General features: G+C 67.9%; 25 protein-coding genes. 14 read left to right on the plus strand and 11 right to left on the minus strand.

Translation table 11 applies throughout. The annotated features are described in order from the left end of the window. Positions 1–20 precede the first annotated feature (20 nt). The 6 genes from AC1IQ6_RS25645 to AC1IQ6_RS25670 are packed head-to-tail and all read right to left on the minus strand — an operon-like array spanning position 21 to position 5,691. Positions 21–1,184, minus strand: a complete 1,164-nt coding sequence (locus AC1IQ6_RS25645) for an acyl-CoA dehydrogenase family protein (protein ID WP_102775283.1) — start codon at positions 1,182–1,184, stop codon at positions 21–23. Further along, a complete protein-coding gene (locus AC1IQ6_RS25650; protein ID WP_102775282.1) occupies positions 1,181–2,164 on the minus strand; it encodes a branched-chain amino acid ABC transporter permease in 984 nt (327 codons plus the stop codon). Before AC1IQ6_RS25650 ends, AC1IQ6_RS25645 begins: the two co-directional genes overlap by 4 nt. Next, positions 2,164–3,036: a branched-chain amino acid ABC transporter permease gene (locus AC1IQ6_RS25655; RefSeq protein WP_485865487.1), complete on the minus strand. Its 873-nt coding sequence runs from the start codon at positions 3,034–3,036 to the stop codon at positions 2,164–2,166. Before AC1IQ6_RS25655 ends, AC1IQ6_RS25650 begins: the two co-directional genes overlap by 1 nt. Continuing rightward, positions 3,033–3,773 carry an ABC transporter ATP-binding protein gene (locus tag AC1IQ6_RS25660; RefSeq protein WP_102775280.1) on the minus strand — a complete coding sequence of 247 codons (741 nt, stop codon included), beginning with the start codon at positions 3,771–3,773 and terminating at the stop codon, positions 3,033–3,035. The genes AC1IQ6_RS25655 and AC1IQ6_RS25660 overlap by 4 nt, the downstream gene beginning before the upstream one ends. Beyond that, entirely contained in the window at positions 3,770–4,528 is a 759-nt protein-coding gene (locus AC1IQ6_RS25665) for an ABC transporter ATP-binding protein (protein ID WP_485865488.1), read from the minus strand. Before AC1IQ6_RS25665 ends, AC1IQ6_RS25660 begins: the two co-directional genes overlap by 4 nt. A gap of 11 nt (positions 4,529–4,539) precedes the next feature. Continuing rightward, on the minus strand, positions 4,540–5,691 hold the full coding sequence (locus tag AC1IQ6_RS25670; RefSeq protein WP_102775278.1) for an ABC transporter substrate-binding protein: 1,152 nt from the start codon (positions 5,689–5,691) through the stop codon (positions 4,540–4,542). A gap of 302 nt (positions 5,692–5,993) precedes the next feature. Between AC1IQ6_RS25670 and AC1IQ6_RS25675 the strand changes: the two genes are divergently transcribed. The 6 genes from AC1IQ6_RS25675 to AC1IQ6_RS25700 are packed head-to-tail and all read left to right on the plus strand — an operon-like array spanning position 5,994 to position 11,029. Next, the gene (locus AC1IQ6_RS25675) at positions 5,994–6,755 is read left to right on the plus strand and encodes an SDR family NAD(P)-dependent oxidoreductase (RefSeq protein ID WP_485865489.1); all 762 of its coding nucleotides are present in this window, start codon (positions 5,994–5,996) and stop codon (positions 6,753–6,755) included. A gap of 18 nt (positions 6,756–6,773) precedes the next feature. Beyond that, positions 6,774–7,541, plus strand: a complete 768-nt coding sequence (locus AC1IQ6_RS25680) for a crotonase/enoyl-CoA hydratase family protein (protein ID WP_102775276.1) — start codon at positions 6,774–6,776, stop codon at positions 7,539–7,541. A 3-nt stretch (positions 7,542–7,544) separates the two neighbouring features. Next, positions 7,545–7,928 (plus strand): Zn-ribbon domain-containing OB-fold protein, encoded by a 384-nt coding sequence (locus tag AC1IQ6_RS25685; RefSeq protein WP_485865490.1) that lies wholly within the window; start codon positions 7,545–7,547, stop codon positions 7,926–7,928. Next, positions 7,925–9,076 (plus strand): thiolase, encoded by a 1,152-nt coding sequence (locus tag AC1IQ6_RS25690; RefSeq protein ID WP_485865491.1) that lies wholly within the window; start codon positions 7,925–7,927, stop codon positions 9,074–9,076. The genes AC1IQ6_RS25685 and AC1IQ6_RS25690 overlap by 4 nt, the downstream gene beginning before the upstream one ends. A gap of 7 nt (positions 9,077–9,083) precedes the next feature. After that, positions 9,084–9,953 carry a MaoC/PaaZ C-terminal domain-containing protein gene (locus AC1IQ6_RS25695; protein ID WP_485865492.1) on the plus strand — a complete coding sequence of 290 codons (870 nt, stop codon included), beginning with the start codon at positions 9,084–9,086 and terminating at the stop codon, positions 9,951–9,953. Then, positions 9,950–11,029, plus strand: a complete 1,080-nt coding sequence (locus AC1IQ6_RS25700) for an NAD-dependent epimerase/dehydratase family protein (RefSeq protein WP_102775272.1) — start codon at positions 9,950–9,952, stop codon at positions 11,027–11,029. Before AC1IQ6_RS25695 ends, AC1IQ6_RS25700 begins: the two co-directional genes overlap by 4 nt. Positions 11,030–11,062: 33 nt before the next feature. Here the strand turns inward: AC1IQ6_RS25700 and AC1IQ6_RS25705 are convergent, their stop codons facing one another. Beyond that, the gene (locus tag AC1IQ6_RS25705; protein WP_102775271.1) at positions 11,063–12,034 is read right to left on the minus strand and encodes a Bug family tripartite tricarboxylate transporter substrate binding protein; all 972 of its coding nucleotides are present in this window, start codon (positions 12,032–12,034) and stop codon (positions 11,063–11,065) included. Between the two features lie 51 nt (positions 12,035–12,085). Beyond that, positions 12,086–13,102, minus strand: coding sequence for a cyclase family protein (locus tag AC1IQ6_RS25710; RefSeq protein WP_111826847.1), 1,017 nt, complete (start codon positions 13,100–13,102; stop codon positions 12,086–12,088). A 409-nt stretch (positions 13,103–13,511) separates the two neighbouring features. Between AC1IQ6_RS25710 and AC1IQ6_RS25715 the strand changes: the two genes are divergently transcribed. Together AC1IQ6_RS25715 and rimO are read left to right on the plus strand one after the other, a co-directional pair. Continuing rightward, on the plus strand, positions 13,512–13,775 hold the full coding sequence (locus tag AC1IQ6_RS25715; protein WP_102775269.1) for a helix-turn-helix domain-containing protein: 264 nt from the start codon (positions 13,512–13,514) through the stop codon (positions 13,773–13,775). 124 nt (positions 13,776–13,899) lie between these two features. Then, positions 13,900–15,210, plus strand: coding sequence for a 30S ribosomal protein S12 methylthiotransferase RimO (gene rimO / locus AC1IQ6_RS25720; protein WP_485866601.1), 1,311 nt, complete (start codon positions 13,900–13,902; stop codon positions 15,208–15,210). 16 nt (positions 15,211–15,226) lie between these two features. Here the strand turns inward: rimO and AC1IQ6_RS25725 are convergent, their stop codons facing one another. Further along, the gene (locus tag AC1IQ6_RS25725; RefSeq protein WP_485865493.1) at positions 15,227–15,772 is read right to left on the minus strand and encodes a ferritin-like domain-containing protein; all 546 of its coding nucleotides are present in this window, start codon (positions 15,770–15,772) and stop codon (positions 15,227–15,229) included. A gap of 221 nt (positions 15,773–15,993) precedes the next feature. On the opposite strand from AC1IQ6_RS25725, the gene AC1IQ6_RS25730 reads away from it, so the two are divergent. The 5 genes from AC1IQ6_RS25730 to AC1IQ6_RS25750 are packed head-to-tail and all read left to right on the plus strand — an operon-like array spanning position 15,994 to position 19,009. Continuing rightward, positions 15,994–16,581: an LOG family protein gene (locus tag AC1IQ6_RS25730; protein ID WP_102775260.1), complete on the plus strand. Its 588-nt coding sequence runs from the start codon at positions 15,994–15,996 to the stop codon at positions 16,579–16,581. Between the two features lie 26 nt (positions 16,582–16,607). Next, the gene (locus tag AC1IQ6_RS25735) at positions 16,608–17,174 is read left to right on the plus strand and encodes a hypothetical protein (RefSeq protein ID WP_485865494.1); all 567 of its coding nucleotides are present in this window, start codon (positions 16,608–16,610) and stop codon (positions 17,172–17,174) included. A 32-nt stretch (positions 17,175–17,206) separates the two neighbouring features. Next, positions 17,207–17,833, plus strand: coding sequence for an HAD hydrolase-like protein (locus tag AC1IQ6_RS25740; RefSeq protein ID WP_102775258.1), 627 nt, complete (start codon positions 17,207–17,209; stop codon positions 17,831–17,833). A gap of 16 nt (positions 17,834–17,849) precedes the next feature. Beyond that, a complete protein-coding gene (locus tag AC1IQ6_RS25745; protein WP_102775257.1) occupies positions 17,850–18,476 on the plus strand; it encodes a pyridoxamine 5'-phosphate oxidase family protein in 627 nt (208 codons plus the stop codon). Between the two features lie 17 nt (positions 18,477–18,493). Beyond that, positions 18,494–19,009, plus strand: coding sequence for a class IV adenylate cyclase (locus tag AC1IQ6_RS25750; protein WP_485865495.1), 516 nt, complete (start codon positions 18,494–18,496; stop codon positions 19,007–19,009). A 15-nt stretch (positions 19,010–19,024) separates the two neighbouring features. Here AC1IQ6_RS25750 and fmt read toward each other — a convergent pair whose 3' ends face one another. Next, entirely contained in the window at positions 19,025–19,966 is a 942-nt protein-coding gene (fmt, locus tag AC1IQ6_RS25755; protein WP_209166685.1) for a methionyl-tRNA formyltransferase, read from the minus strand. A 30-nt stretch (positions 19,967–19,996) separates the two neighbouring features. Next, positions 19,997–20,509, minus strand: a complete 513-nt coding sequence (gene def / locus AC1IQ6_RS25760) for a peptide deformylase (protein ID WP_102775254.1) — start codon at positions 20,507–20,509, stop codon at positions 19,997–19,999. A gap of 225 nt (positions 20,510–20,734) precedes the next feature. Here def and dprA point away from each other — a divergent pair, with 225 nt between their 5' ends. After that, positions 20,735–21,847: a DNA-processing protein DprA gene (dprA, locus tag AC1IQ6_RS25765; RefSeq protein ID WP_485865496.1), complete on the plus strand. Its 1,113-nt coding sequence runs from the start codon at positions 20,735–20,737 to the stop codon at positions 21,845–21,847. Positions 21,848–21,874 lie beyond the last annotated feature (27 nt).

The following is a 21,874-nucleotide window of genomic DNA, read 5'->3' on the forward strand; positions in this document are numbered from 1 at the left end:
TACCTCGTGTCGGATTCGGGTCAATTAGTCAGCTCTTCCGCCTCCTTGCGAACCGCTCGCGACAGCACCAGCCGCTGGATTTCGGAAGAACCCTCGTAGATTTCAAGTATGCGCTGGTCGCGGTACAGCCGCTCTGCCACCGTTGGCTTGCAGTAGCCCAGCCCGCCCCAGATCTGGACGGTATTGTCCACCACCCGGTGCGAAACCTCCGAAGCGAACAGTTTGGTCATCGCGCCCAGGTTGGACACGTCGTCCCCCCGGTCATAGGCTTGCGCAGCCTGGTAGAGCATCATGCGGGCGGCGGAGATCTCGGTCGCCATGTCGGCCAGGCGAAAGCCGATGGCCTGGTTTTCGCCGATGGGCTGGCCAAAGGTCCGCCGCTCGACCGCGCGGGCGGCCGCCTCGCGGTAGCCGGCGAGCGCCACGCCCAGCGACTGGGCGGCAACCATGATGCGGCCGACGTTCAGCGTCTGGAGCGCCAGGCGCAGCGCGCGGTTGAGTTCGCCCACCCGGGCGCTTTCCGGCACCACGAGATCGAGCTTGAGGTTCGAAGTCTGGGTGCCGCGGATGCCCATCTTGTCCGACAGTTCGTCGATGACGGCGCCCTCCTGCTCCTTGTCGACCATGAAGGCGCTGATCCCGCGCCCGCCGGCCGCGGGATCGGTCTTGGCGAACACGACGTAGTAGCGCGAGGCGCCGCCATTGCCGATCCAGTATTTCTCGCCGCGCAGCCGCCAGCCGTCGCCTTCGCGCACGGCCGTGGCTTCGATGGCCGCGGCGTCTGAGCCCGCGATCCGCTCGGAAAGGGCGAAGCTGGTGGCGCGGCCCTCGGCCATTTCGCGCAGGTAGAAGGACTTTTGCTCGTCCGTGCCGGCCAGCAGCAGCGGGAAGGCGCCCAGCTGGTAGGCGCACATGATGGCCGCCGTCGACGCGCAGTGCGTGCCCAGCGCCTCCACCGCCGCCACCGTGGTGACGAGGTCGGCGCCCTGCCCGCCCCATTGGGTGGGCAGGAACAGGCCCGCGAACTTGTGCTCGACCAGCGCCGAGATGGTCTCCCAGGGGTAGCGCTGCTCGCGGTCCAGCTCGGGCGCCAGCGGCGCGAAGCGTTCGGCGCCCAATCGATGGGCCAGGGTTTGCCAGCGGGTGGCGGTATCGTCCAGCGTCGGATTCCAGATCACGGTCACTTCGAGTTCTCCAGTGTGGTCGCCATGGCTCGGGGCTGCTTGCGACGCGTCGTCAGCAGGCCCATGAGCCCTTGCGGGAAAAAGGCCAGAACAAGGATCAGCAGGCTGCCGAGCACGATCTTGTCGACATAGCCGCCGAATGAAAAAAACTTCTCCTGGATCAGCACCAGCGCCGTGGCGAGCAGCGGTCCGAGCAGCTGGCGGCGGCCGACAAGCACGACCGCGGTCAGCATCAGGATGAGGAAATAGGTCTCCAGGATGTCGGCGCTCACGTAGGCGCGCTGGTAGGCATAGAGCCAGCCCGCGCAGGCCGTGATCGGCGCGGAGAACAGGAATACCTGCAGGCGTACCTTGAGAGGATCGATGCCGTTCATGGTGGCCAGGCGCGGATTCAGGTGCACCATGAGCGCGGCCTGTCCCAGGCGGGAATGGCGGAAGCGGTCCACCAGATAGAGCGTGACCGCCAGCAGCGCGAACGCATAGGGCCAGAGCGCCTCGTCATTGCCCGCGGTCAGTGGCCAGGGGCCGATCGACAGATCCAGCGTCGGCAGGCCGCGGATGCCGTCCGAGCCTCCCAGGAATGCCCAGTTCGCGGCCAAGGTCACCGCCACCACCGAGACGGCGTACGTCACCAGCGAAAAGACGAATTCGCGCAGGCGCAGCGTGACCAGGCCGACAAGGGCGGCCAGGCCGAGCGCCACTGCGATGGACGCGGCCAGCGTCAGCCAGGCGCCCGCTCCGGTGCGGGTGGCGAGCAAGGCCGTCACATACGCGCCCGCGGCGAAGAAGACGGTGTGGCCGAGGCTGACCTCGCCCAGGTCGGAGACGATGACGTCCAGGCCATAGGCCATGACGGCCATGATCGCGATCAGCACGGCGGCGCTATAAAGGGCCTGGCTGCCGCCCAGCCAGGCGGGCAGGAAGAACACGACGGCGGCGCCCGGCAGCAGCGCGAGGCGGGAGACGGATAACGTGGCCATCAATGGACTCCTTTCATGGCGCCGGCGCTCAGGCCACCGGGGCGTAGCACCAGGACCGCGATCAGCACGGCGAACGCGGCGGCCGTCGCATAGGCGGGCGAGATCAACGCGCTGAACAGCGCGGTGAAAACGCCGAGCGCGACCCCGGCGGCATAGCTGCCGGTCACGCTCCCGATGCCTCCCAGCACCACCACCACGAAGGTGATGATCACCTCCTCGAAACCCATGGAGGTCAGGATGGGAGTGCGCGGCGCCACCAGGCCGGCCGCCAGCGCGACCGCCGCGCCTTCGAACGCGAACACGCCGTAATAGACCCGGCGCACGTTGATGCCCGCCAGCTGTGCGAGCTTGGGATCCTCGGCCACCATGCGGACCAGGCGGCCTGCGCGGCTGCCATCGAGCGCGCGCTTGAGCAGCAGGAACAGCAGGATGGCGGCCGCCACGATGGCCGCGTCCTGCCACGTCAGCCACAGCTCGCCGAATTCGATATCGTGCCGGGACCATGCGGTGTCCAGGATCTGGCCGGTCGATCCGAAGGCCAGCGACGCGGCCCCGTGCATCACGTAGCCGAAGCCCAGCGTCATGATCATGATCGACACCAGGTTCTGTTCGAAGGTGGCGCGCAGCATGATGCGCTGCATGAAAAGTCCGATCAGCGCGCCGGCGGCCATGGCCAGCGGCAAGGCCAGCAGATACGGCAGGCCGGCGGTGGTGGTGGCCCACCAGGTGACGAAGGCGCCCAGCATGTACATCTGGCCGTGGCCGAAGTTGACCAGCCGGGCCACGCCCAGCAACAGGGTCCAGCCGATGGCTATGAGGGCATAGGCATGGCCGAGGACCAGGCCATTGATCAGTTGTTGTAGCAGGCTCATGCCGTATGTGCTCCCAGATAGGCCTGCGCGATGCGCGGGTCCGCGCCGACTTCGGCGGCGGGCCCCTGCAGCACGAGCCTGCCGCGCTCGAGCAGCAGCAGGCGGTCGACCACCTGCAAGGCGGCGCGCACGTTCTGTTCGACCAGCAGGACGGCCAGGCCGGCGCTGGCCAGGGCGCGCAGGCTTTGCAGCACCTGCGTCACCAGCATGGGCGCCAGTCCGATGGAAGGTTCATCCAGCAACAACGCGCGCGGCCCCATCATGAGCGATCGGCCGATGCCCAGCATCTGCCGTTCGCCTCCCGACAGCTGTCCGCCGAGATGGTGGCGGCGCTCTTGCAAGCGCGGAAAAAGCGCATAGACGTCGTCGCGGCGGTAGTAGCGGCGCCCCGGCTCCTCCACCGGCGCGACGGCGGGAGTGAGATTCTCCTGGACGGTCATCTGCGAAAACACCAGCCGCGATTCCGGCACCAGCAGCAGGCCGGCGCGCACGCGCTCGTGCGTCGGCAGCCGGCCTACCGGCCTGCCCGACAGCGAGACCTCGCCGCTCACGGCGGGACGGCCGCGCGACCAGCCCAGCATCGCGTTGATGAGCGTCGATTTGCCCGCGCCATTGGCGCCGATAACGCCGACGATCTCGCCGGCACGGATATCCAGCTGGTCGAGCTGGAGCACCCGGTTGCCGGCGTACGAGACTTCCAGCCGGCGCGCGCTCAATACAGGGGTTGAGGAAGTCATTGCTCGCCTCCGAGGTAGGCCTGCAGCACGCGCGGATCGCGCTGGATCTCTGCCGGCGTCCCGCAGGCCAGCGGCCGGCCCAGGTTGAGCACGCAGATCCGGTCGGCGACCGACATGATCAGATCCATGTGATGTTCGATGACCACCAGGGCCACGCCCTCGGCCTTGAGCGAATGCAGCAAGGCGGTCAGCGCGGTCATGTCGGTGCCGCCCAGCCCGGCCGCCGGTTCGTCCAGCAGCAGCACCTCGGCGCCCGCGCCGTAGGCGAGCGCGATCGACAGCATGCGCTGCATGCCGTACGAGATCTCGTGGGGCCGCAGGCCATGGCTTTCCCGCGGCAGGCCGAACCGCTCCAGGCAATCGCCGGCCTGCTCGCGCAGCGCCTGCGCGTGGCGGCCCGCCGCCAGCGGACGCAAGATGCTGTTTCCGAGGCTGGCCGTGCCGCCAAGCGCCGCCACCATGTTGTCGCGCACCGTCAGCTGGTCGAAGAAGGCGTTCTGCTGAAACGCCCGCTTGATGCCCAGACGCGCCAGGCCGTGCGCCGGCACGCGGCTGATATCGCGTCCATGCAGATAAACGCTGCCACGCCGGGGAATCAGCGCCGACACCGCGTCGTAGCAGGAGCTCTTGCCGGCGCCGTTGGGGCCGATGATGCCCAGCAGCTCGCCTCGGCTGACTTCCCAGCTGACGTCCTCCAGGGCGACCAGGGCGCCGTAGCACACGCCCAGGCCCTGCACGCGCAAGGCGGCGGTCATGGCCGGCGATGTCATGGCTTGACCACGATCTTGCGGTTCTTGACCGTGAACAGGTAGTAGTGCGACTGCAGCTGGCCATTGGGGTCGAAGGTGATGTCGCCCATGAGCGTGCCCTTGAAGCTGCCGCCGCGGATGCGTTTGGCCACAGGCTCGCGGTCCAGCGTCTTGAGCTCGTTGGCCGCCAGGGCCCATACCTGCAGCGAGGTCGCGCCCAGCGCCATGAACTTGTCGGGCGTGAGCTTGAACATTTGCTGGGTCTTCGTTACGAACCGCTTGTTGGCGGGATTCGACGCGAAGGGCTCCACGTCGGGAAAATAGATGTCGGCGCCGATCAGGCCGTCCGACGCATCGCCGGCCACGTTGATGACGCTGGGCGCCACGGTGCCCACCGCGCTCACAAGCTGGCCCGGCAGCCGCGATTGACGGGCCTGGCGGATGATGGCGGGCATGCCCAGCCCTTCGTTCGCGTTGATGGCGACGGTAACGTCCGGCTTGGCCGCGCGCACGTTGGTCATGGCCACCCGGAAATCGGCCTGCGTGAAAGGAAATTTCTCCTCGGCCACTTTCTCGTAGGGGTGGCCGAGCGCCTTCAGGGCTTTTTCGATGGATTCCTGCGCGCCATTGCCATAGGCATCGTTCTCGGTCAGAAAAGCGACGCGCTTGGCGCCCGCCGTCCTGGCGATGTAATCGGCAATGATCGCTCCGTCCTGGGCGTTGGAGCTGTTCAGCCGGATGGCCAGGGGATTGCCTTCGCCGGAGAGTATCGGGTCCGCCTTGGATATCGCGGTGATGTCCAGAACGCCGGCGCGGGCGATCACCGGCTGCATCGCCAGCGTCACGGGGCTGTTCCAGCCCTCGATGATGACCGACACCCCCGCGCTGACCAGTTCCGTGGCCCGCGACACGCCGACGGCCGGCGTGGATTCGTCGTCGCGCGACACGATCTCGATCGGACGGCCGAGCACGCCGCCGTCTTCGTTGATCACCGCCGCCATGGCCTGGATGGCCTGCGTGACGTGCTGGCCCTGCGGACCCGCGCCGCCCGATAACGGGAAGATGACTCCCACCTTGATGGGCGCCGGAGCGGCTCCGGCAGGAACCGCCATCGTGGCTGCCAGCGCCAGCGGGAGCGCCATCTGCAACAACTGTTGTAACCGCTTCATGCCTGTCTCCTCGTCTTGTATCGCCGGTCTGCGCCGGCGCTGCGGCGGCCGAGGCCGCCCGTGCTGCGTGAAGGGGGACTGCGTGGTGCAACGGTCGACGGCGACTGTTTTCCGGGGCTGCGCCTGGTTGGAATCGCGTCTCGACGCAAACATACCATTCGGTATCTTTAAAGGTCAATCTCCGCCTTTTAATTTATTCATAGGCATTTTCCCTAGTAAAAATATCGACTTAACTTCTTCGTTGAAAAGATACCGCATGGTATGTATTATGGGTTCTCCCTTTTTGGCAAGGAGTCGATGGCATGAAGACAGAAGGCAGTAGCGCGCTCGTGACGGGCGGCGCGTCCGGGCTAGGCCTGGCAACGGCGCGGCGCCTTGCCGCCCAGGGTGTAAAGGTGGTGATCGCGGACCTGCCGGGGTCCGACGGCGAGCGCGTGGCCGGCGAGATCGGAGCGCGGTTCGCGCCCGCCGACGTCACCGCCGAAGCGGACGTGCAGGCGGCCTGCGAACTGGCGGCCACGCTCGGCCCCTTGCGTGTGCTGGTGCACTGCGCGGGCCGGGGCGGACCGGTGCGGCTGGTCGACAAAGAGGGAAATCCAGGATCGCTGGAGACCTATACGGACATCGTCCGCATCAACCTGATCGGAACATTCAACACGCTGCGGATCGCGGCCGCGCACATGGCCCGCAATGCGCCGGACGCCGAAGGCGAGCGCGGCGTCTGCATCCTGACGGCGTCGGTGGCGGCCTATGAAGGCCAGATCGGCCAGATCGGCTACGCCTCGTCCAAGGCCGGGGTCGTGGGGATGACCATCGTGGCGGCCCGCGACCTGGCCAGCAAGGCCATTCGCGTGTGCACGATCGCGCCCGGCATCTTCGACACCCCCATGCTGGCCCGCGTATCCGAAGACGCCCGCAAGACCCTTTCCGCATCGGTGCCTCATCCGGCGCGCCTGGGGACGCCGGCGGAATATGCGCTGCTGGCCGAACACATCATTGCCAATCCCATGCTCAACGGCGAAACCATCCGTCTGGACGGAGCCCTGCGCATGGCCCCGCGTTGACACGAACAGGAGACCGCCATGGAGCAGGACGAAGTATTGCTGGAAAGCAGCGAAGGCATATTGACGATCACCATCAACCGGCCCCAGGCCCGCAACGCCGTGACGCTGGCCGTGGCGCGCGCGATCGCGGCGGCCGTGGACGAACTGGATGCCCGCGACGATCTGCGCATCGGTATCCTGACGGGCGCCGGCGGATCGTTCTGCGCCGGGATGGACCTGAAAGGTTTCCTGCGCGGCGAGCGTCCCAGCATCGAGGGTCGCGGATTCGGCGGCCTGACCATGCGTCCGCCGAAAAAGCCGCTCATCGCCGCCGTAGAAGGCTACGCGCTGGCGGGCGGTTTCGAGCTGGTGCTGGCCTGCGATCTGGTGGTTGCCGCCGAAAATGCCCAGTTCGGCGTGCCCGAGGTCAAACGCGGCCTGGCCGCCACCGCGGGCGGCCTCGTGCGCCTGCCACGGCAACTGCCTTATCGGGTGGCCCTGGAACTGGCGCTCACCGGCGACATGTTCCCCGCAACGCGGGCGTTGGGCTATGGCCTGATCAATCAGGTCAGCGCCCCTGGCGAAGCGCTCCAGCGCGCCCGCGAGCTGGCGCGCCGCATCGTGGCCAACGGGCCCTTGGCGGTGGCGGCAAGCAAGCGCGTCATCGTGGAGTCGCAGGGCTGGCCGGCGGATGAAATCTGGCAACGCCAGACCGAACTGACCGAGCACGTCTTCACCTCGGCCGACGCGCGCGAAGGTTCGGCAGCGTTCGCCGAGAAGCGCGCCCCCATCTGGCAAGGGAGGTAGGACATGGCAAGCGACGCGCGTTTCGATGGGCCGGGGCCTGACGCCCATCATCAGGCGGGCCTGCTGGAAGGCCGGATTCTGTTGCAGCACTGCGACGACTGCGCCAGCGTGCGGTTTCCGCCTGCCCTGGTGTGCCGGGCTTGCGGCAGTCCGCGATTGACGTGGCGGGAATCGCCCGGACTGGGCGTGGTGTATTCGACGACGACCGTACGCGACCGCGCCGGCGATTACAACGTGGCGCTGGTCGAAGTGGAAGGCGGTGCCCGCATGATGACGCGCATCGAAGGCGCTTCCTCGCCCGCGATCGGCCTGCCTGTCCGCGCCCGCATCGTTTCCGGCGATGACGGCGCCTACGTCGTGTTCGACGCCGCAGGAGAACGCCCATGAGCGCCCGCCTGCGTGGCCGCTGCGCGATCGCGGGGATCGGCAACACCCGACGCTGGAATTCCCCCGATCGTTCGCCCTTCGACCAACTGCAGGAAGCGGCGGTCCTGGCGCTGGAGGATTGCGGACTGGGACCGCGCGACGTCGACGGCCTTTACTGCGCCATGTCCACGTCCGGGCTGCCCGTGCTCAACGTGGCCGAGCGCCTGGGCATCCGCCCGCGCCAGGCCGACGGCACCATGGTGGGCGGCGCATCGTTCCTGTTCCACCTGCAATCGGCCATGGCCGCGCTGGAAACAGGCCTTTGCGACGTGGCATTGATCTGCTACGGCTCGAATCAGCTGACGGCCGGCGGCAAGCTGGCCTCCATGCCCGATCCGCAGCCCTACGAAACGCCGTTCGCGCCGCGCTATCCGATTTCCAGCTATGCGCTCGCGGCCGCCCGGCACATGCACCAATACGGAACTACCCGCGAACAGCTGGCCGACGTGGCGGTGGCGGCCCGCCTGTGGGCGCAGCGCAATCCCGACGCCTACGCGCGCGGCGCGCTCACACGCGACGACGTGCTGGCCTCGCGCATGATCAGCGACCCGCTCAGCAAGGCGGACTGTTGCCTGGTAACCGACGGCGGCGCGGCCGTGGTGCTGGTCAGCGCGGAACGGGCGCGCGATCTGCGCCGGCCGCCCGTTTACATACTGGGAACGGGCGTGGCGGTCAGCCACCGCCAGATCTCGGCGATGCCGGATCTGTCCACCACCTGCGCGGTCGAGTCCGGACAGCGTGCGTACGCCATGGCCGGGCTGTCGGCGCGCGATATCGACCACGTGATGCTCTATGACGCCTTCACCATCAATACCATCCTGTTCCTGGAGGACCTGGGCTTCTGCGCCAAGGGCGAAGGCGGAAGCTTCGTCGCCGGCGGCGCGATCGCGCCCGGGGGCAGGCTGGCGGTGAATACCAATGGCGGCGGCCTCTCCTGCAATCATCCCGGCATGTATGGCCTGTTCACCCTGCTGGAGTCGGTGCAGCAACTGCGCGGCGAGGCGGGCGAACGGCAAGTGCCGGATGCCCGCGTCTCGCTGGCGCATGCCAACGGCGGCGTGCTGTCCAGCCAGGCCACGGCCATCCTCGGCACCGCCGACACCTTGTGAGGCCCGTATGCCCATCGATCCAGAAGCGCTGCTGGCCGCGCGCATTCCCGACTCCGTTCAGCAGTACGGCTGGCGCGACTGCGTGCTCTATGCGCTCGCGCTCGGCGCCGGCATGCATCCGGCCGACGAGGCGGATCTCGCCTTCGTCGACGAAACCCGCCTGAAGGTCCAGCCCACCCTGGTCAATGTGCTGGCCGATCCCGGCTTCTGGCTGCGCGACCTGCCGCTGGGCCTGGATTGGCGGCGCACGGTGCATGGCGAGCAGTCCATCCGGCTGCACCGGCCGCTCGCCGCCCAGGGGCGGGTCCGGAGCGCGACGCGCATCGTCGACCTGGCCGACAAGGGGCCAGGCAAAGGCGCCTTGCTGTACGCCGAGCGCGATCTATTCGACATGGAGGATGGCGCGTTGGTGGCCACCATGCAGCAGACCGTATTCTGCCGCGGCGATGGCGGCTTCGGCGGCGCGCCATCGGTGCGCCCGGCGCCTGCGCCCTTGCCCGAGCGCAAGCCCGATCAGCGCACCGAATGCCCGACCTCGCCGCAGGCAGCGCTCATCTACCGCCTTTCGGCCGACCTGAACCCGCTGCACATCGATCCCGCGGCCGCGCGCGCGGCTGGATTCGACCGTCCCATCCTGCACGGCATGGCAAGTTTCGGCGTGGCCGGGCATGGCCTGGTGCGCCTGTGCTGCGGCGGCGCGCCGGAACGGTTACGCGCCATGAGCGGCCGGTTTCGCGCGCCGGTCTATCCCGGCGAGACGCTGCGGCTGGACGTGTGGCAGGACGAACCCGGGCGGGCGCGCTTTTGCGCCGTGGTGGCCGAACGCGACGCGATAGCCATCGATAACGGCGCATTGGAATTCGGAGCAGGCCAATGACAGCGAGAAAAGTGCTGGTGGTGGGCGCCCTCGGGGTGGTGGGCCGGGCCGTCATGGAGCATATGGGGGGCAGGCCGGGCATACAGTGCGCGGGGCTGTCGCGCCGCACGGCCGACTTCGCGCCGGAAGCGACCTGGATTTCGGCGGACCTCCGGGACGCCGACGCGACGCGGCGGGCCCTGGCCGGCCACCGCGACACGACCCACCTGGTCTACGCCGCCCTGAATGAGCAGGCCGACCTGCTCAAAGGCTGGCGGGACCCGGACAATGTCGCCCTCAACACGCGGATGCTGGCCAACACGCTGTCGGCGCTGGACGGCGCGCCCCTCGCGCACGTAACCCTGTTGCAGGGGACCAAGGCATACGGCGTGCACAACGGCCAGATGAGGCACGTTCCGGCGCGCGAGCAGGACGCCGTGCGCGACCACGCGAACTTCTATTTCGACCAGCAGGACCTGGTGGCCGAACTGGCGCGGCGGCGGGGATTCGGCTGGACGATCTTCCGCCCCCAGATCGTGCTTGGGGTTGCCCTGGGCAGCGCCATGAATCCGGTCGCCACGCTGGGAGCGTACGCCGCGCTGTTGCGCGAGGCCGGGCAGCCGCTGGCCTACCCGGGACATCCGGAGCTGCTGACGGAGTGTACTGACGCGCGCCTGATCGCCCGGGCGGTCGAATGGGCCTGGGACGCGCCGCAGGCCTCGGGCGAAGCGTTCAATATCGCCAATGGCGACGTGATCGTCTGGCGCCAGCTGTTCGAACGCCTGGCGGAGTTCTTCGACATGCCGCTGGGAGAGCCGGTGCGCACCCGCATGCGCGAAGCCATGCCGGGCGAAGCCCGGGCGTGGCGCGGGATCGCGCGGCGCGAACGGCTGCGGGTGGAGGAACTTTCGGACCTTATCGGGCTGTCGTGGCAGTACGCCGATGCGACATGGTCGGCGCAACATCCGCTGCCGCTGCCCCCGCTCGTATCGACCATCAAGCTGCGCCAGGCGGGTTTCGGCGACTGCATCGATAGCGAGGAGGCGGTGCTCGATCATCTGCGCGCAATGCAGGCGCTGGGTTATCTGCCGCGCTGAACGGGGCGCAGCCGGGGCGCCCCGTCCCTGCGCCTACTGCACGGGCGGGATATTCAGTTTCTCGATGAGATCGCCCCAACGCCGGCTTTCGCGCAGGGTGATCTCCCGCAGCTCTTCCGGACTGCTGCTGCGCGGCTGATTGCCGATCTGCTGCATGGTCTTGACGAATTGTGGCGATGCCGTGATCTTGCGCAATGCGCCGTTCAGCTTTTCCACCACCGCGGGCGGCGTGCCGGCCGGCGCAAACACCGCGTACCAGGTTTCCCCGACGATCTCCGGATAGCCCAGTTCGGCGAACGTGGGCACGTCGGGCAACAACGGCTGGCGCTGCGGACTCAACACGGCGAGCGCCCGATACTGCCCCGCCCGCACATTCGGCACCGCGCTGGTGAGCGCCTCCACGTTGGAATCGACCACGCCGCCGATCATGTCCACGGTCGCCGGAGCGGCGCCCTTGTAGTGCACCTGGGTCACCTCCACGCCCATGCCGGTTGCGGCCAGCTCGCCCAGCAGGTGCACCATGCTGCCCAGCCCATTGGTGGCATTGTTGATCTTGCCGGGATGGGCCTTGGCGTAGGCGGCGTAATCGGCCACGGTCCGGGCCGGAAAGTCCTTCTTCACCACGAAGGCGAACGGCACCGTTGCAACGGCCGAGACCGGCGCGAAGTCGTCCAGCGTGTACGACATCTGCGTCATCAGGTGCGGCGTGACGGTGAAGGTGCTGCCGGACGACAGCAGCAAGGTGTAGCCGTCCTTGGGCGCGCGGGCCACGAAGGTGGCGCCGATCATGCTGGACGCGCCGGCCTTGTTGTTCACGACGAACGTTCCGCCCAGTTCCTCGCCCAGCTGCATGGCGAGCTGCCGGCCCACCACATCGCTGGTGCCCCCGGGCGGGAAAGGGATGACGAGCGTTACCGGTTTGTCGGGATAACCCGGGGCGGCGTGCGCCAGCGGCGCGAGGCTGGCCAGGACCGCGAGGGTCCAGGCCGGAATGCGAGCGAGCATTGCGGTCTCCGAATAAAAGCAATTGAAAGCCGGGCATCCCGCCCGGCGGAGTCAGACGGTGGCGACTGGCGTGACGGGCGAACCCACCGCGCCGGGCAGGCGCAGGGGCGGCGCGGTCAACAGGAAAGTGCTGCGCCCATGCTCGCGCAGCCATTGCGCCAGCTCGGCGAAGTACCAGAGCTCACCCAGATGCAGCCCCAGCTTGAACAGGCAGTGCGCATGCAAGGGCAGGCCCGGGTAGTGCTCGCCCTTGCCCGGCGTGGCCGGATACGCCTCTACCGCAAAGTTGTCGGCGCAGATCGCCACGATGCCGGAATCGGTAATCCATTGCAGCAACCGCTCATCCCGGCCGTCGAGCACGGCGCAGGAGCGCGCCAGGACTTCCCCGTCGGGCTGCTTGTTCATTTCGAGGACCAGGTCGGCGAAACCCGTATAAAGACAAAGAAAGTCGCCCGGCAACACCGTGACGCCCTCCAGGGCCGCCATGAGCTCGTCATAGCCGACCAGGGCGCGCTCGCGCCCGTAGCGGCGTTCCAGATCGACCATCACCCCCCGCCCCTGCACGCCTGCGGTCGCCATGCGCTCGATGCCGATGGCCTTGGCCCCCAGGCCGCTCTTGGCGTCGTCCGGACCGACCACCTCCAGGCCGCCCCGGTAGCCGTTGTAATAGACCTTTTCGGGAAGGCCGTCGCCATTGGCGTCGAACATCTGCCCGACATGGCCCAGTCCGTCCCATTGGGTCGAGTACTGCAGGAACATCAGCACCGCATCGTCGGAGACGACGTCGTTGAAGCAGGGACAGACCTGCGACAGGCGGTAGTTGTAGTTATAGCCATCGCCGCGCCTGTCGTAAGAGAACTGCGGTTCGCGGCGATGCTGGAACAAGGTGTTCCCGCCGGGATAGTCGAGCGGCAGACTGAGGCAGAAGGCCAAGCCTTCCTGAACCTCGCGAAATGCGCGCAAGCGGGTTTGCGGGGTCAGCAGATTCATGCGGCCGATTTGGTCGTCGGGGCCGAAATCGCCCCAATTCGACCCCTCCGGACGCTGCTTCCAACGTGGGGTATCCATATTTCCAGACATCCTTGCCATGGGTTGGTGAGCCGGTGAGTGAACCCTACGCGCGCCTGTCTCCTGCGTGGTCACTTTCTGGGTAGAACATACTATGCAGTATCTATATAAGTCAATGCGAGGGCATACCCTAGGAAATTACCCTTAATAAATAGGTATTTATAAGAATAAATGGACGCTATCATAAAGGTACCGATAGGTATCTTTAGGCTTGCCAGCGGCCGCTTCTGCCCAGGGCAGACGCCCGCTCGCGCGCACGGGCCGATCGGCGGCGCCGTTGCGCGCCCCTCAAATGCGCGCCTACGGCAATGCCGTATAATCACGCCCTACCCCTCGTCGCCTTCCCCGGCACGACGGTCTGTATCCCTGGGCGGCCGCAGCCAGGCGCCGCCCGACCTTCGAACGAGTCATGAAAAAAGCAGCCCCACCGGCACATGCCGCCCGGTGGCAGCCGTCGCGCATCAGCGAAGCACGCAGCCGCGTCGGCCTGCCCCAGGCGGATTTCGCGGAACTGCTGGGCGTCAGCGTGCGTACCCTGCAGGACTGGGAACAGGGCCGCCGCAACCCTTCGGGCGCGGCCAAGACCCTGTTGCGCGTCGCCATCCTGCACCCGGAAACACTGCGCGACCTGCCGCCCTGGCATGCGGACGACACGAACACTACGGTGAACTAGATTGGAAATTCAGGAAAAATCCCGGGCCGGCAAAGGCTCCGTCAACGCTGACGTCAAGGCGCCCGCGAACGAAACCGGCAAGCAACTGGGCGACGCGATCGCCGCGGCCGCCGCAGACGGCCGCGTGCCGCGCGTGGGGTTCGTGTCGCTCGGCTGCCCGAAAGCGCTGGTCGATTCCGAACGCATCCTGACCCAGCTGCGCACCGAAGGCTACCAGGTCACGCCCGACTACGATGACGCCGACGTGGTGGTGGTCAATACCTGCGGGTTCATCGACAGCGCCAAGGCGGAGTCGCTGGAAGCGATCGGCGAGGCGCTGGCCGAGAACGGCAAGGTCATCGTGACCGGCTGCCTGGGCGTGGAGGAATCGGTGATCCGCGACGTGCACCCCAGCGTGCTGGCGGTGACCGGGCCGCAACAGTACGAAGAGGTCGTGCGCGCCGTGCACGAGGCCGCGCCGCCCAGGAAGGACCACAACCCCTACCTGGACCTGGTGCCGCCGCAGGGCGTGAAGCTCACGCCGCGCCACTACGCCTATCTGAAGATTTCGGAAGGCTGCAACCACCGCTGCAGTTTCTGCATCATCCCATCGATGCGCGGCGACCTGGTCAGCCGGCCAGTGGGCGACGTACTCAACGAGGCCGAACGCCTGGTCAAGGCCGGCGTGAAGGAACTGCTGGTGATTTCGCAGGACACCAGCGCCTACGGCGTGGACGTGAAGTACCGCAGCGGCTTCTGGAACGGCCGCCCGGTGAAGACGCGCATGACCGAACTCTGTACGGCCTTGTCCGAGATGGGCGTGTGGACGCGCCTGCACTACGTCTATCCGTATCCGCACGTGGACGAGGTGATTCCGCTGATGGCCGAAGGCAAGATCCTGCCGTACCTGGACATCCCGTTCCAGCACGCCAGCCCGCGCATCCTCAAGGCCATGAAGCGCCCGGCCTTCGAAGACAAGACGCTGGCGCGCATCAAGCGCTGGCGCGAGATCTGCCCGGACCTGACGATCCGTTCGACCTTCATCGTCGGTTTCCCCGGGGAAACCGAAGAGGACTTCCAGTACCTGCTGGACTGGATGCAGGAAGCGCAGCTGGACCGCGTGGGCTGCTTCCAGTATTCACCGGTGGAAGGCGCGCCCGCCAACCAGTTGGCCGACCCGGTGCCCGACGAGGTCAAGCAGGAGCGCTGGGAGCGCTTCATGGAGCTGCAGCAGTCCATCTCGGCCGCCCGCCTGAAACGCAAGGTGGGCCGCGAGATCGACGTGCTGATCGACGAAGTGGACGAGGACGGCGCCGTGGGCCGCAGCGCCGGCGACGCGCCGGAGATCGACGGCTGCGTCTACGTGAGCGCCGAGCGCCCGCTGAAGGCGGGCGACATGGTGCGCGCGCGCGTCACCGATTCCGACGAATACGACCTCTGGGCCGACGCCCTCTGACGGCGCGCGCCGCCGCTCAACGCTTGGCCAGGAAGTCCGACATGTCGTCGGCATGCTCCTCTTCCACGGCCAGGATCTCTTCAAGAAGGCGGCGCGTGGTGGAGTCCTGCTCGCCGATGTACTCGATCATCTGGCGATAGCTGTCGATGGCGATGCGTTCGGCGATCAGGTTCTCCTTGATCATGTCCACCAGCGTAGAGCCTTCGACGTACTCGGAATGGCTGCGGTCGAGCAGGCCCTTGGGCGACAGGTTGGGCTCGCCGCCCAGCTGCACGATGCGTTCGCACAGCCGGTCGGCGTGTTCCTGTTCCTGCGTGGCGTGTTCGGCGAATTCGGCGGCGACGGGTTCGGCGTTCAGGCCGCGCGCCATGAAATAGTGGCGCTTGTAGCGCAGCACACAGACGATTTCGGTGGCCAGCGCCTCGTTGAGCAGCTTGAGCACGGTCTGCCGGTCGGCGCGGTAGGTGTCGGTGACGGCGCCGGATTCGATGTCCTGGCGGGCCTTGGCGCGTATGGCCTTGACGTCCATGTCGAACGGGCGGGTACGGGTTGCTTGTTCCATATCGTGGCTCCTCTTGGGTTAAGTGAAAGCGCTGCGACCTGGGGCTTCCAGTCGATCCGTAGCTCCCAGTCTACCGATCGTGGCGGAACATGCTGTGTCGAAACATTGCCCCTGGCCCCGAATACGGCGGCGGCCGGGATGCTTCGGGAACCTTGCGTAAACTATGGGCTTCCCGAAAACCCGTGACGCAATCTGTAACGGGACAGCGTCGCCCGAACCCTATGACTCTGAAGAACATTTGCGTGTATTGCGGCTCCAACCCCGGATCGCGGCCGGACTACATCGAGCAGGCCCGCGTGCTGGCCCGGGAGCTGGTCAAGCGCGATCTAGGGCTGGTGTACGGCGGATCGGTGGTCGGCATCATGGGCGTGGTGGCCAATGAAGTGCTGGCCGGCGGCGGCCGCGTGATCGGCGTGATCCCGGAACTGCTGCAGAAAAAGGAACAGGCGCACCGCGGCCTGACCGAGCTGCACCTGGTGCAGAGCATGCACGAGCGCAAGGCCATGATGATGGAGAAGGCCGATGGATTCATCGCGCTGCCCGGCGGCGCCGGCACGCTGGAAGAATTCTTCGAGGTCTGGACCTGGGCGCAGCTGAACATGCACCAGAAACCCTGCGGCCTGCTGAACACGGCGGGCTATTACGACGCGCTGGTCCGGTTCGTGGACCACGCCGTCGATGAGGAATTCATCCGCCCCCAGCATCGCGACATGCTGGTGGTGGAATCCGACCCCGCCCTGCTGCTGGACCGCTACGCCATCTACGAGCCGCCCAACGTCTCGAAGTGGTTCGACCCGGTCAAGGCCTGACGCCCCCATTCATGGAAGCTCTTGCGATGTCCCCCGCTACATTGCCCCCCGCCAGCACCGAATCCGTCTTGCGCGACTATTTCCACGCCAAGGACGAGAACCGCCCGCACTACATGGCGCGCGCGTTCGCGCCGGACGCGGTGCTGAAGATGGCGCTGCGCACGCAGGCCATCGCCTTTCCGCCGGAATCGCACGGCCTGGCGGCCATCGCCGACACGCTGGTGCGCAAGTTCGGCCAGACCTACGACAACGTCTACACCTTCTATCTGTCGCGGCCCAAGGCCGGCGCGCAGCTGCCGGGCTACCGCTGCGACTGGATCGTCGGCATGACCGAAAAGGCCAGCGGCAACGTGCGCGTGGGCTGTGGCCGCTATGACTGGGAATTCCAGCCGCAGCCCTACCGCGCCTCCAGCCTGGTCATCACCATCGAGACCATGGTGACGCTGCCCGCCGCCGACGCCGACGCGGTCTTCGGCTGGCTGCTGGCGCTGGACTATCCGTGGACCGACGCGGCCCGCGTCGTGGCCGGCGCCCCGCCGCTGGAAGCCCTGGCGCCGGTCGTGCACTACCTCCTCCACCCCGACGGCGTCTGACGCCGGCGCCGGACGCGCACTGGACCCTGCACTTGAAATACGACCTCGCCGCTTTCGACTTCGACGGAACCCTGGCCGACACCATGCCCTGGTTCAATTCCATCCTCAACACGGTGGCCGACAAATACGGCTTTCGCAAGATCGACGCCGCCGAGCGCGACCAGCTGCGCCACCGCGAGGCCGCCGAGATCCTGAAGTACCTCGGCATTCCGCTGTGGAAGCTGCCGGCCATCATGGCCCACGTGCGCACGCTGATGCAGGAGATCGACCCCAGCGTGCAGCTGTTCGACGGCATCCCGGACGCGCTGGCGCGGCTGAAGGCGGCCGGGCTGCGCCTGGCCGTGGTCAGCTCGAATTCCATCGAGAACGTGCGGCGCGTGCTGGGCGAGCAGACCGCTGCGCTGTTCGACGATTTCGAATGCGGCACTGACCTGTTCGGCAAGTCCGCCAAGATCGACCGCCTGCTCAGGCAGCACGGCACCGCGCCGGAACGCTTCCTGCTGGTGGGCGACGAAATGCGCGACATCGACGCCGCCCGCAAGGCGGGCGTGCGCGTCGGATCCGTCGCCTGGGGTTATAACCACGTCGAGGCGCTGCGCGAGCGCAGCCCCGACGAGCTGTTCCTGACTGTCGCCGACCTGCCCGCCACCCTGGCCTGAACCGGAGCCCATCGCCATGCATCTCGATCCCGCCCACCTGATTTCCGACGCCGCCGCCCTGAAGGACCTGTACGGCGAGCCCGGCGAGGCCTCGATCAAGAAGGAAGTGGATCACGTGCATCCGCACTACCGCGCCTTCATCGAAGCCGCGCCCTTCGCCATGGTGGCGACGGCCGGCCCCGGCGGGCTGGACGCCTCGCCGCGCGGCGACCCGGCCGGCTTCGTGGTGGTGGAGGACGAAAAGACGCTGTTGCTGCCGGACCGCCGCGGCAACAACCGCATCGACACGTTGCGCAACGTGCTGGCCGATCCGCGCATCGCCCTGCTGTTCCTGGTGCCGGGCGTGGGCGAGACGCTGAGGGTCAACGGCACCGCGCGCATCAGCGTGGAACCGGCCCTGCTCGCGCGCTTCGAGATGGACGGCAAGCTGCCGCGCTCGGTGCTGGTCATCGACGTGCAGACCGTGTTCTTCCAGTGCTCGCGCGCACTGCTGCGCTCGAAGCTGTGGGACCCGCAGACGCAGGTGCCGCGCAGCGCGCTGCCCAGCACCGGCCGCATCCTGGCCGACCTGTCGTCCGGCACCATCGACGGCGTGGCCTACGACCGCGAGCTGCCCGCGCGGGCGGCCAGCACCCTGTACTGAAACCCGGCAGGCTCCGCATGGCGCGCAATGTCGAGATCAAGGCCCGGGTGCCCAGCCTCGCGGCCATCGAACCGCTGGCGGCGGCGCTGTCGGGCCAGGAGCCCACGCATATCGCGCAGGACGACACCTTCTTTGCCTGCGCCCGGGGCCGGCTGAAGCTGCGCGCCTTTGCCGACGGCTCGGGCGAACTGATTTTCTACCGCCGCAACGACGAAACCGGGCCCAAGGAAAGCTTCTATATCATCACGCCGACCGCCGCGCCCGACGCGCTGCGCGAAACGCTGGCGCTGGCCTACGGCGCGATCGGCCGCGTGCGCAAGCAGCGCCTGCTGTACATCACCGGACGCACCCGCATCCACCTGGACCGGGTCGAAGGCCTGGGCGAATTCCTGGAATTGGAAGTGGTGCTGCGCGACGGCGAAACGGTGGAGGCCGGCATGCAGGAGGCCCGCAGCCTGATGCAGGCGCTGGGCGTGGCGCCCGAGCATCTGGTGTCCGGCGCCTATCTGGATCTGCTGGCCGGCCAGTCCTGACGGCCGGCCGCGGATTCAGGCGGGCTGCCAGCCGCGCACGAACACGTCCACGGGCTGGCGCTTGCCGCCCGCCTTCTGCAATTCGAGCAGACGCAGCACGCCGCGCCCGGTGGCGATGTCGACGCCGGCGGCGTCCGCGCGCAGCACGCTGCCGGGTTCGGCCGGGCACGTCTCGTCCAGCGCCTGGGCGCGCCACACTTTCACCGGATCGGCCAGGCCGGGCAGGCGGATGCTGGCGCCCGGCACCGGGTTGAAGGCGCGCACCCGGCGCGCCAGCAGTTCCGCCGGCTGGGCGCAGTCCAGCGCGGCCTCGGCCTTGTCGAGCTTGGCCGCGTAGGTGACGCCTTCATCGGGCTGCCTGCGCGGGGTCAGTGCGCCCCGCGCCAGCGCCGCGAGCGCGTCGACGATGGCCTCGCCGCCGGCCTGGGCCAGCGCGTCGTGCAGCTGCGCCGCATTGGTGTCGGCCGTGATCGGCACCACGCGCTCGAGCAGCATGTCGCCGGTGTCCAGGCCCTGGTCCATCTGCATGATGGTCACGCCGGTCTGCGCGTCGCCGGCCTCGATGGCGCGCTGGATGGGCGCGGCCCCGCGCCAGCGCGGCAGCAGGCTGGCGTGGATGTTCAGGCAGCCCAGGCGCGGCAGGTCCAGCACCCACTGCGGCAGGATCAGGCCATAGGCCGCCACCACCATCACGTCGGGCGCCGCTTCCTGCAACAGCGCGCGCGCCTGCGCGGCCTCGTCGGGATAGCGGCCGTCCAGGCGCAGGCTGCGCGGCTGCGCCACCTCGATGCCGGCGTCCAGCGCCGCCTGCTTGACGGGGCTGGGCGTGAGCTTCAGCCCGCGTCCGGCCGGACGGTCGGGCTGGGTCATGACCAGGGGAATTTCGTGGCCGGCGGCCCGCAAGGCGTCGAAGGCGATGCGGGCGAATTCCGGCGTGCCGGCAAAGACTAGGCGCATGGGATGGGAGATCGAGGAGAGGGAAAAAGCCTAAGCTCTCAGCGCTTCGCGCTCGGCTTTCTTGAGCTTCGTCTTGATGCGGTTCTGCTTGAGGTTGGACAGGTATTCGACGAACACCTTGCCTTCCAGGTGGTCGAGTTCGTGCTGCACGCAGACGGCCAGCAGGCCGTCGGCTTCGAACTCGAAGGGCTTGCCGTCGATGTCCAGAGCCTTGCAGCGGATGCGCGAGGCGCGCTCGACTTCGTCGTAGATGCCGGGCACCGACAGGCAGCCCTCTTCGTAGACTTTGTAGTCGTCGCTGCGCCAGGTGATCTCGGGGTTGATCAGGACCAGCAGCTGGTTGCTTTCCTCGGATACGTCGATCACCACGACGCGCTCGTGCACGTCGACCTGGGTTGCGGCCAGGCCCACCCCCGGCGCGTCGTACATGGTTTCGGCCATGTCGCGCACGAGCTGGCGGATGCGGTCATCGACCTCGGCGACCGGCTTGGCCTTTTTGTGCAGGCGCGGGTCCGGGTAGCGAAGAATAGGAAGTAAAGCCATTGAAAAGGGGGAGCCTGGTAATGATGCTGAGTAAGAGTTTAATTCATTAGAGTCTTGATTTCTAATAGTTTTCGTCTAATTTCAGGATTGGCGGGATTGCCGCGTCCCCGGTTGCCGGCGCCCCGCCGGCGCGCAATTCCGTCCACCCGGCGCGGCCGGCGCGCGCGCCCATGCGACACCGCATGCGACACTCACGCACCGAATCATCCTGCACGCGCCCGCGACATGCCGCTCACGCAATCTTCTTCCGAACTCGCCGCCTGGCTGCGGCTGTCCCTGGAGCCCGGCGTCGGTTCCGCCACCGCCTGCACGCTGCTCGGCGCGCTGGGCCTGCCCGAGCAGATCTACGCGCAGCGCGCCACGGCGCTGGCGCGTCATCTGCCCGAGGCGCTGGCGCGCCAGCTGGCCGCGCCGATGCCGGCCGCGATGGCCGCGCAGGTCGAGCAGGCGCTGGAATGGGCCGCCGCCCCCGGCCGCTACCTGGTGACGCTGGCGGACCCGACCTATCCGCAAAGCCTGCTCACCATCGCCGACCCGCCCATCCTGCTGTACGTGGCCGGCGACCCGGCGTTTCTGCAAGGGCCTTCGCTGGCCGTGGTGGGCGCGCGCAACGCCACGCCGGGCGGCTGCGACAATGCGCGCGCCTTCGCGCGCCACCTGGCCGCCCACGGCTGGCGCGTGGTCAGCGGGCTGGCGCTGGGCATCGACGGCGCGGCCCATGAGGGCGCGCTGGAGGCCGGCCCGGACGGCGCCGGCACGGTGGCCGTGATGGGCACCGGCATCGACCGCATTTATCCCGCGCGCCACCGCGAGCTGGCGCACCGCATCGCGGCGCACGGCGCGCTGGTGTCCGAGCTGCCGCTGGGCACCGGCGCGCAGCCGCAGCACTTTCCCAAGCGCAACCGCATCGTGGCGGGGCTGGCGCGCGGCGTGCTGGTGGTCGAGGCGGCCAGGCAGAGCGGCTCGCTGATCACCGCGCGGCTGGCCGGCGAAAGCGGGCGCGAGGTGTTCGCCATCCCCGGTTCGATCCATTCGCCGCTGTCGCGCGGCTGCCATGCGCTGATCCGCCAGGGCGCCAAGCTGGTGGAGACCGCCAGCGACATTACCGACGAACTCGGCGGCGGCCCCATGCCCGCGGCGCGCGGCACGCAGGCCGCGCCCGCCGCGCTGCCGGACCATCCCGTGCTGGACGCGCTGGGCTTCGATCCGCTGCACCTGGACGCCATACAGGCCCGCTGCGCGCTGTCCACCGGCGAGCTGCAGGCGCAACTGCTGGAACTGGAACTCCAGGGACGGATCGCCAGGCTGGACGACGGCCGATACCAGCGCCTGAAGTAGGCGCTAATATTGAACGGTCGCGCCGCC

The organism is Achromobacter sp. MUI-25009338 (assembly GCF_057359325.1).

Bases quoted from the DNA above. Each gene is read 5' to 3' on its own strand.
- AC1IQ6_RS25650 (WP_102775282.1), bottom strand. From the start codon at position 2,164: ATGGCCACGTTATCCGTCTCCCGCCTCGCGCTGCTGCCGGGCGCCGCC.
- AC1IQ6_RS25655 (WP_485865487.1), bottom strand. From the start codon at position 3,036: ATGAGCCTGCTACAACAACTGATCAATGGCCTGGTCCTCGGCCATGCC.
- AC1IQ6_RS25660 (WP_102775280.1), bottom strand. From the start codon at position 3,773: ATGACTTCCTCAACCCCTGTATTGAGCGCGCGCCGGCTGGAAGTCTCG.
- AC1IQ6_RS25665 (WP_485865488.1), bottom strand. From the start codon at position 4,528: ATGACCGCCGCCTTGCGCGTGCAGGGCCTGGGCGTGTGCTACGGCGCC.
- AC1IQ6_RS25670 (WP_102775278.1), bottom strand. From the start codon at position 5,691: ATGAAGCGGTTACAACAGTTGTTGCAGATGGCGCTCCCGCTGGCGCTG.
- AC1IQ6_RS25675 (WP_485865489.1), top strand. From the start codon at position 5,994: ATGAAGACAGAAGGCAGTAGCGCGCTCGTGACGGGCGGCGCGTCCGGG.
- AC1IQ6_RS25680 (WP_102775276.1), top strand. From the start codon at position 6,774: ATGGAGCAGGACGAAGTATTGCTGGAAAGCAGCGAAGGCATATTGACG.
- AC1IQ6_RS25685 (WP_485865490.1), top strand. From the start codon at position 7,545: ATGGCAAGCGACGCGCGTTTCGATGGGCCGGGGCCTGACGCCCATCAT.
- AC1IQ6_RS25690 (WP_485865491.1), top strand. From the start codon at position 7,925: ATGAGCGCCCGCCTGCGTGGCCGCTGCGCGATCGCGGGGATCGGCAAC.
- AC1IQ6_RS25695 (WP_485865492.1), top strand. From the start codon at position 9,084: ATGCCCATCGATCCAGAAGCGCTGCTGGCCGCGCGCATTCCCGACTCC.
- AC1IQ6_RS25700 (WP_102775272.1), top strand. From the start codon at position 9,950: ATGACAGCGAGAAAAGTGCTGGTGGTGGGCGCCCTCGGGGTGGTGGGC.
- AC1IQ6_RS25705 (WP_102775271.1), bottom strand. From the start codon at position 12,034: ATGCTCGCTCGCATTCCGGCCTGGACCCTCGCGGTCCTGGCCAGCCTC.
- AC1IQ6_RS25710 (WP_111826847.1), bottom strand. From the start codon at position 13,102: ATGGATACCCCACGTTGGAAGCAGCGTCCGGAGGGGTCGAATTGGGGC.
- AC1IQ6_RS25715 (WP_102775269.1), top strand. From the start codon at position 13,512: ATGAAAAAAGCAGCCCCACCGGCACATGCCGCCCGGTGGCAGCCGTCG.
- AC1IQ6_RS25725 (WP_485865493.1), bottom strand. From the start codon at position 15,772: ATGGAACAAGCAACCCGTACCCGCCCGTTCGACATGGACGTCAAGGCC.
- AC1IQ6_RS25730 (WP_102775260.1), top strand. From the start codon at position 15,994: ATGACTCTGAAGAACATTTGCGTGTATTGCGGCTCCAACCCCGGATCG.
- AC1IQ6_RS25735 (WP_485865494.1), top strand. From the start codon at position 16,608: ATGTCCCCCGCTACATTGCCCCCCGCCAGCACCGAATCCGTCTTGCGC.
- AC1IQ6_RS25745 (WP_102775257.1), top strand. From the start codon at position 17,850: ATGCATCTCGATCCCGCCCACCTGATTTCCGACGCCGCCGCCCTGAAG.
- AC1IQ6_RS25750 (WP_485865495.1), top strand. From the start codon at position 18,494: ATGGCGCGCAATGTCGAGATCAAGGCCCGGGTGCCCAGCCTCGCGGCC.
- fmt (WP_209166685.1), bottom strand. From the start codon at position 19,966: ATGCGCCTAGTCTTTGCCGGCACGCCGGAATTCGCCCGCATCGCCTTC.
- def (WP_102775254.1), bottom strand. From the start codon at position 20,509: ATGGCTTTACTTCCTATTCTTCGCTACCCGGACCCGCGCCTGCACAAA.
- dprA (WP_485865496.1), top strand. From the start codon at position 20,735: ATGCCGCTCACGCAATCTTCTTCCGAACTCGCCGCCTGGCTGCGGCTG.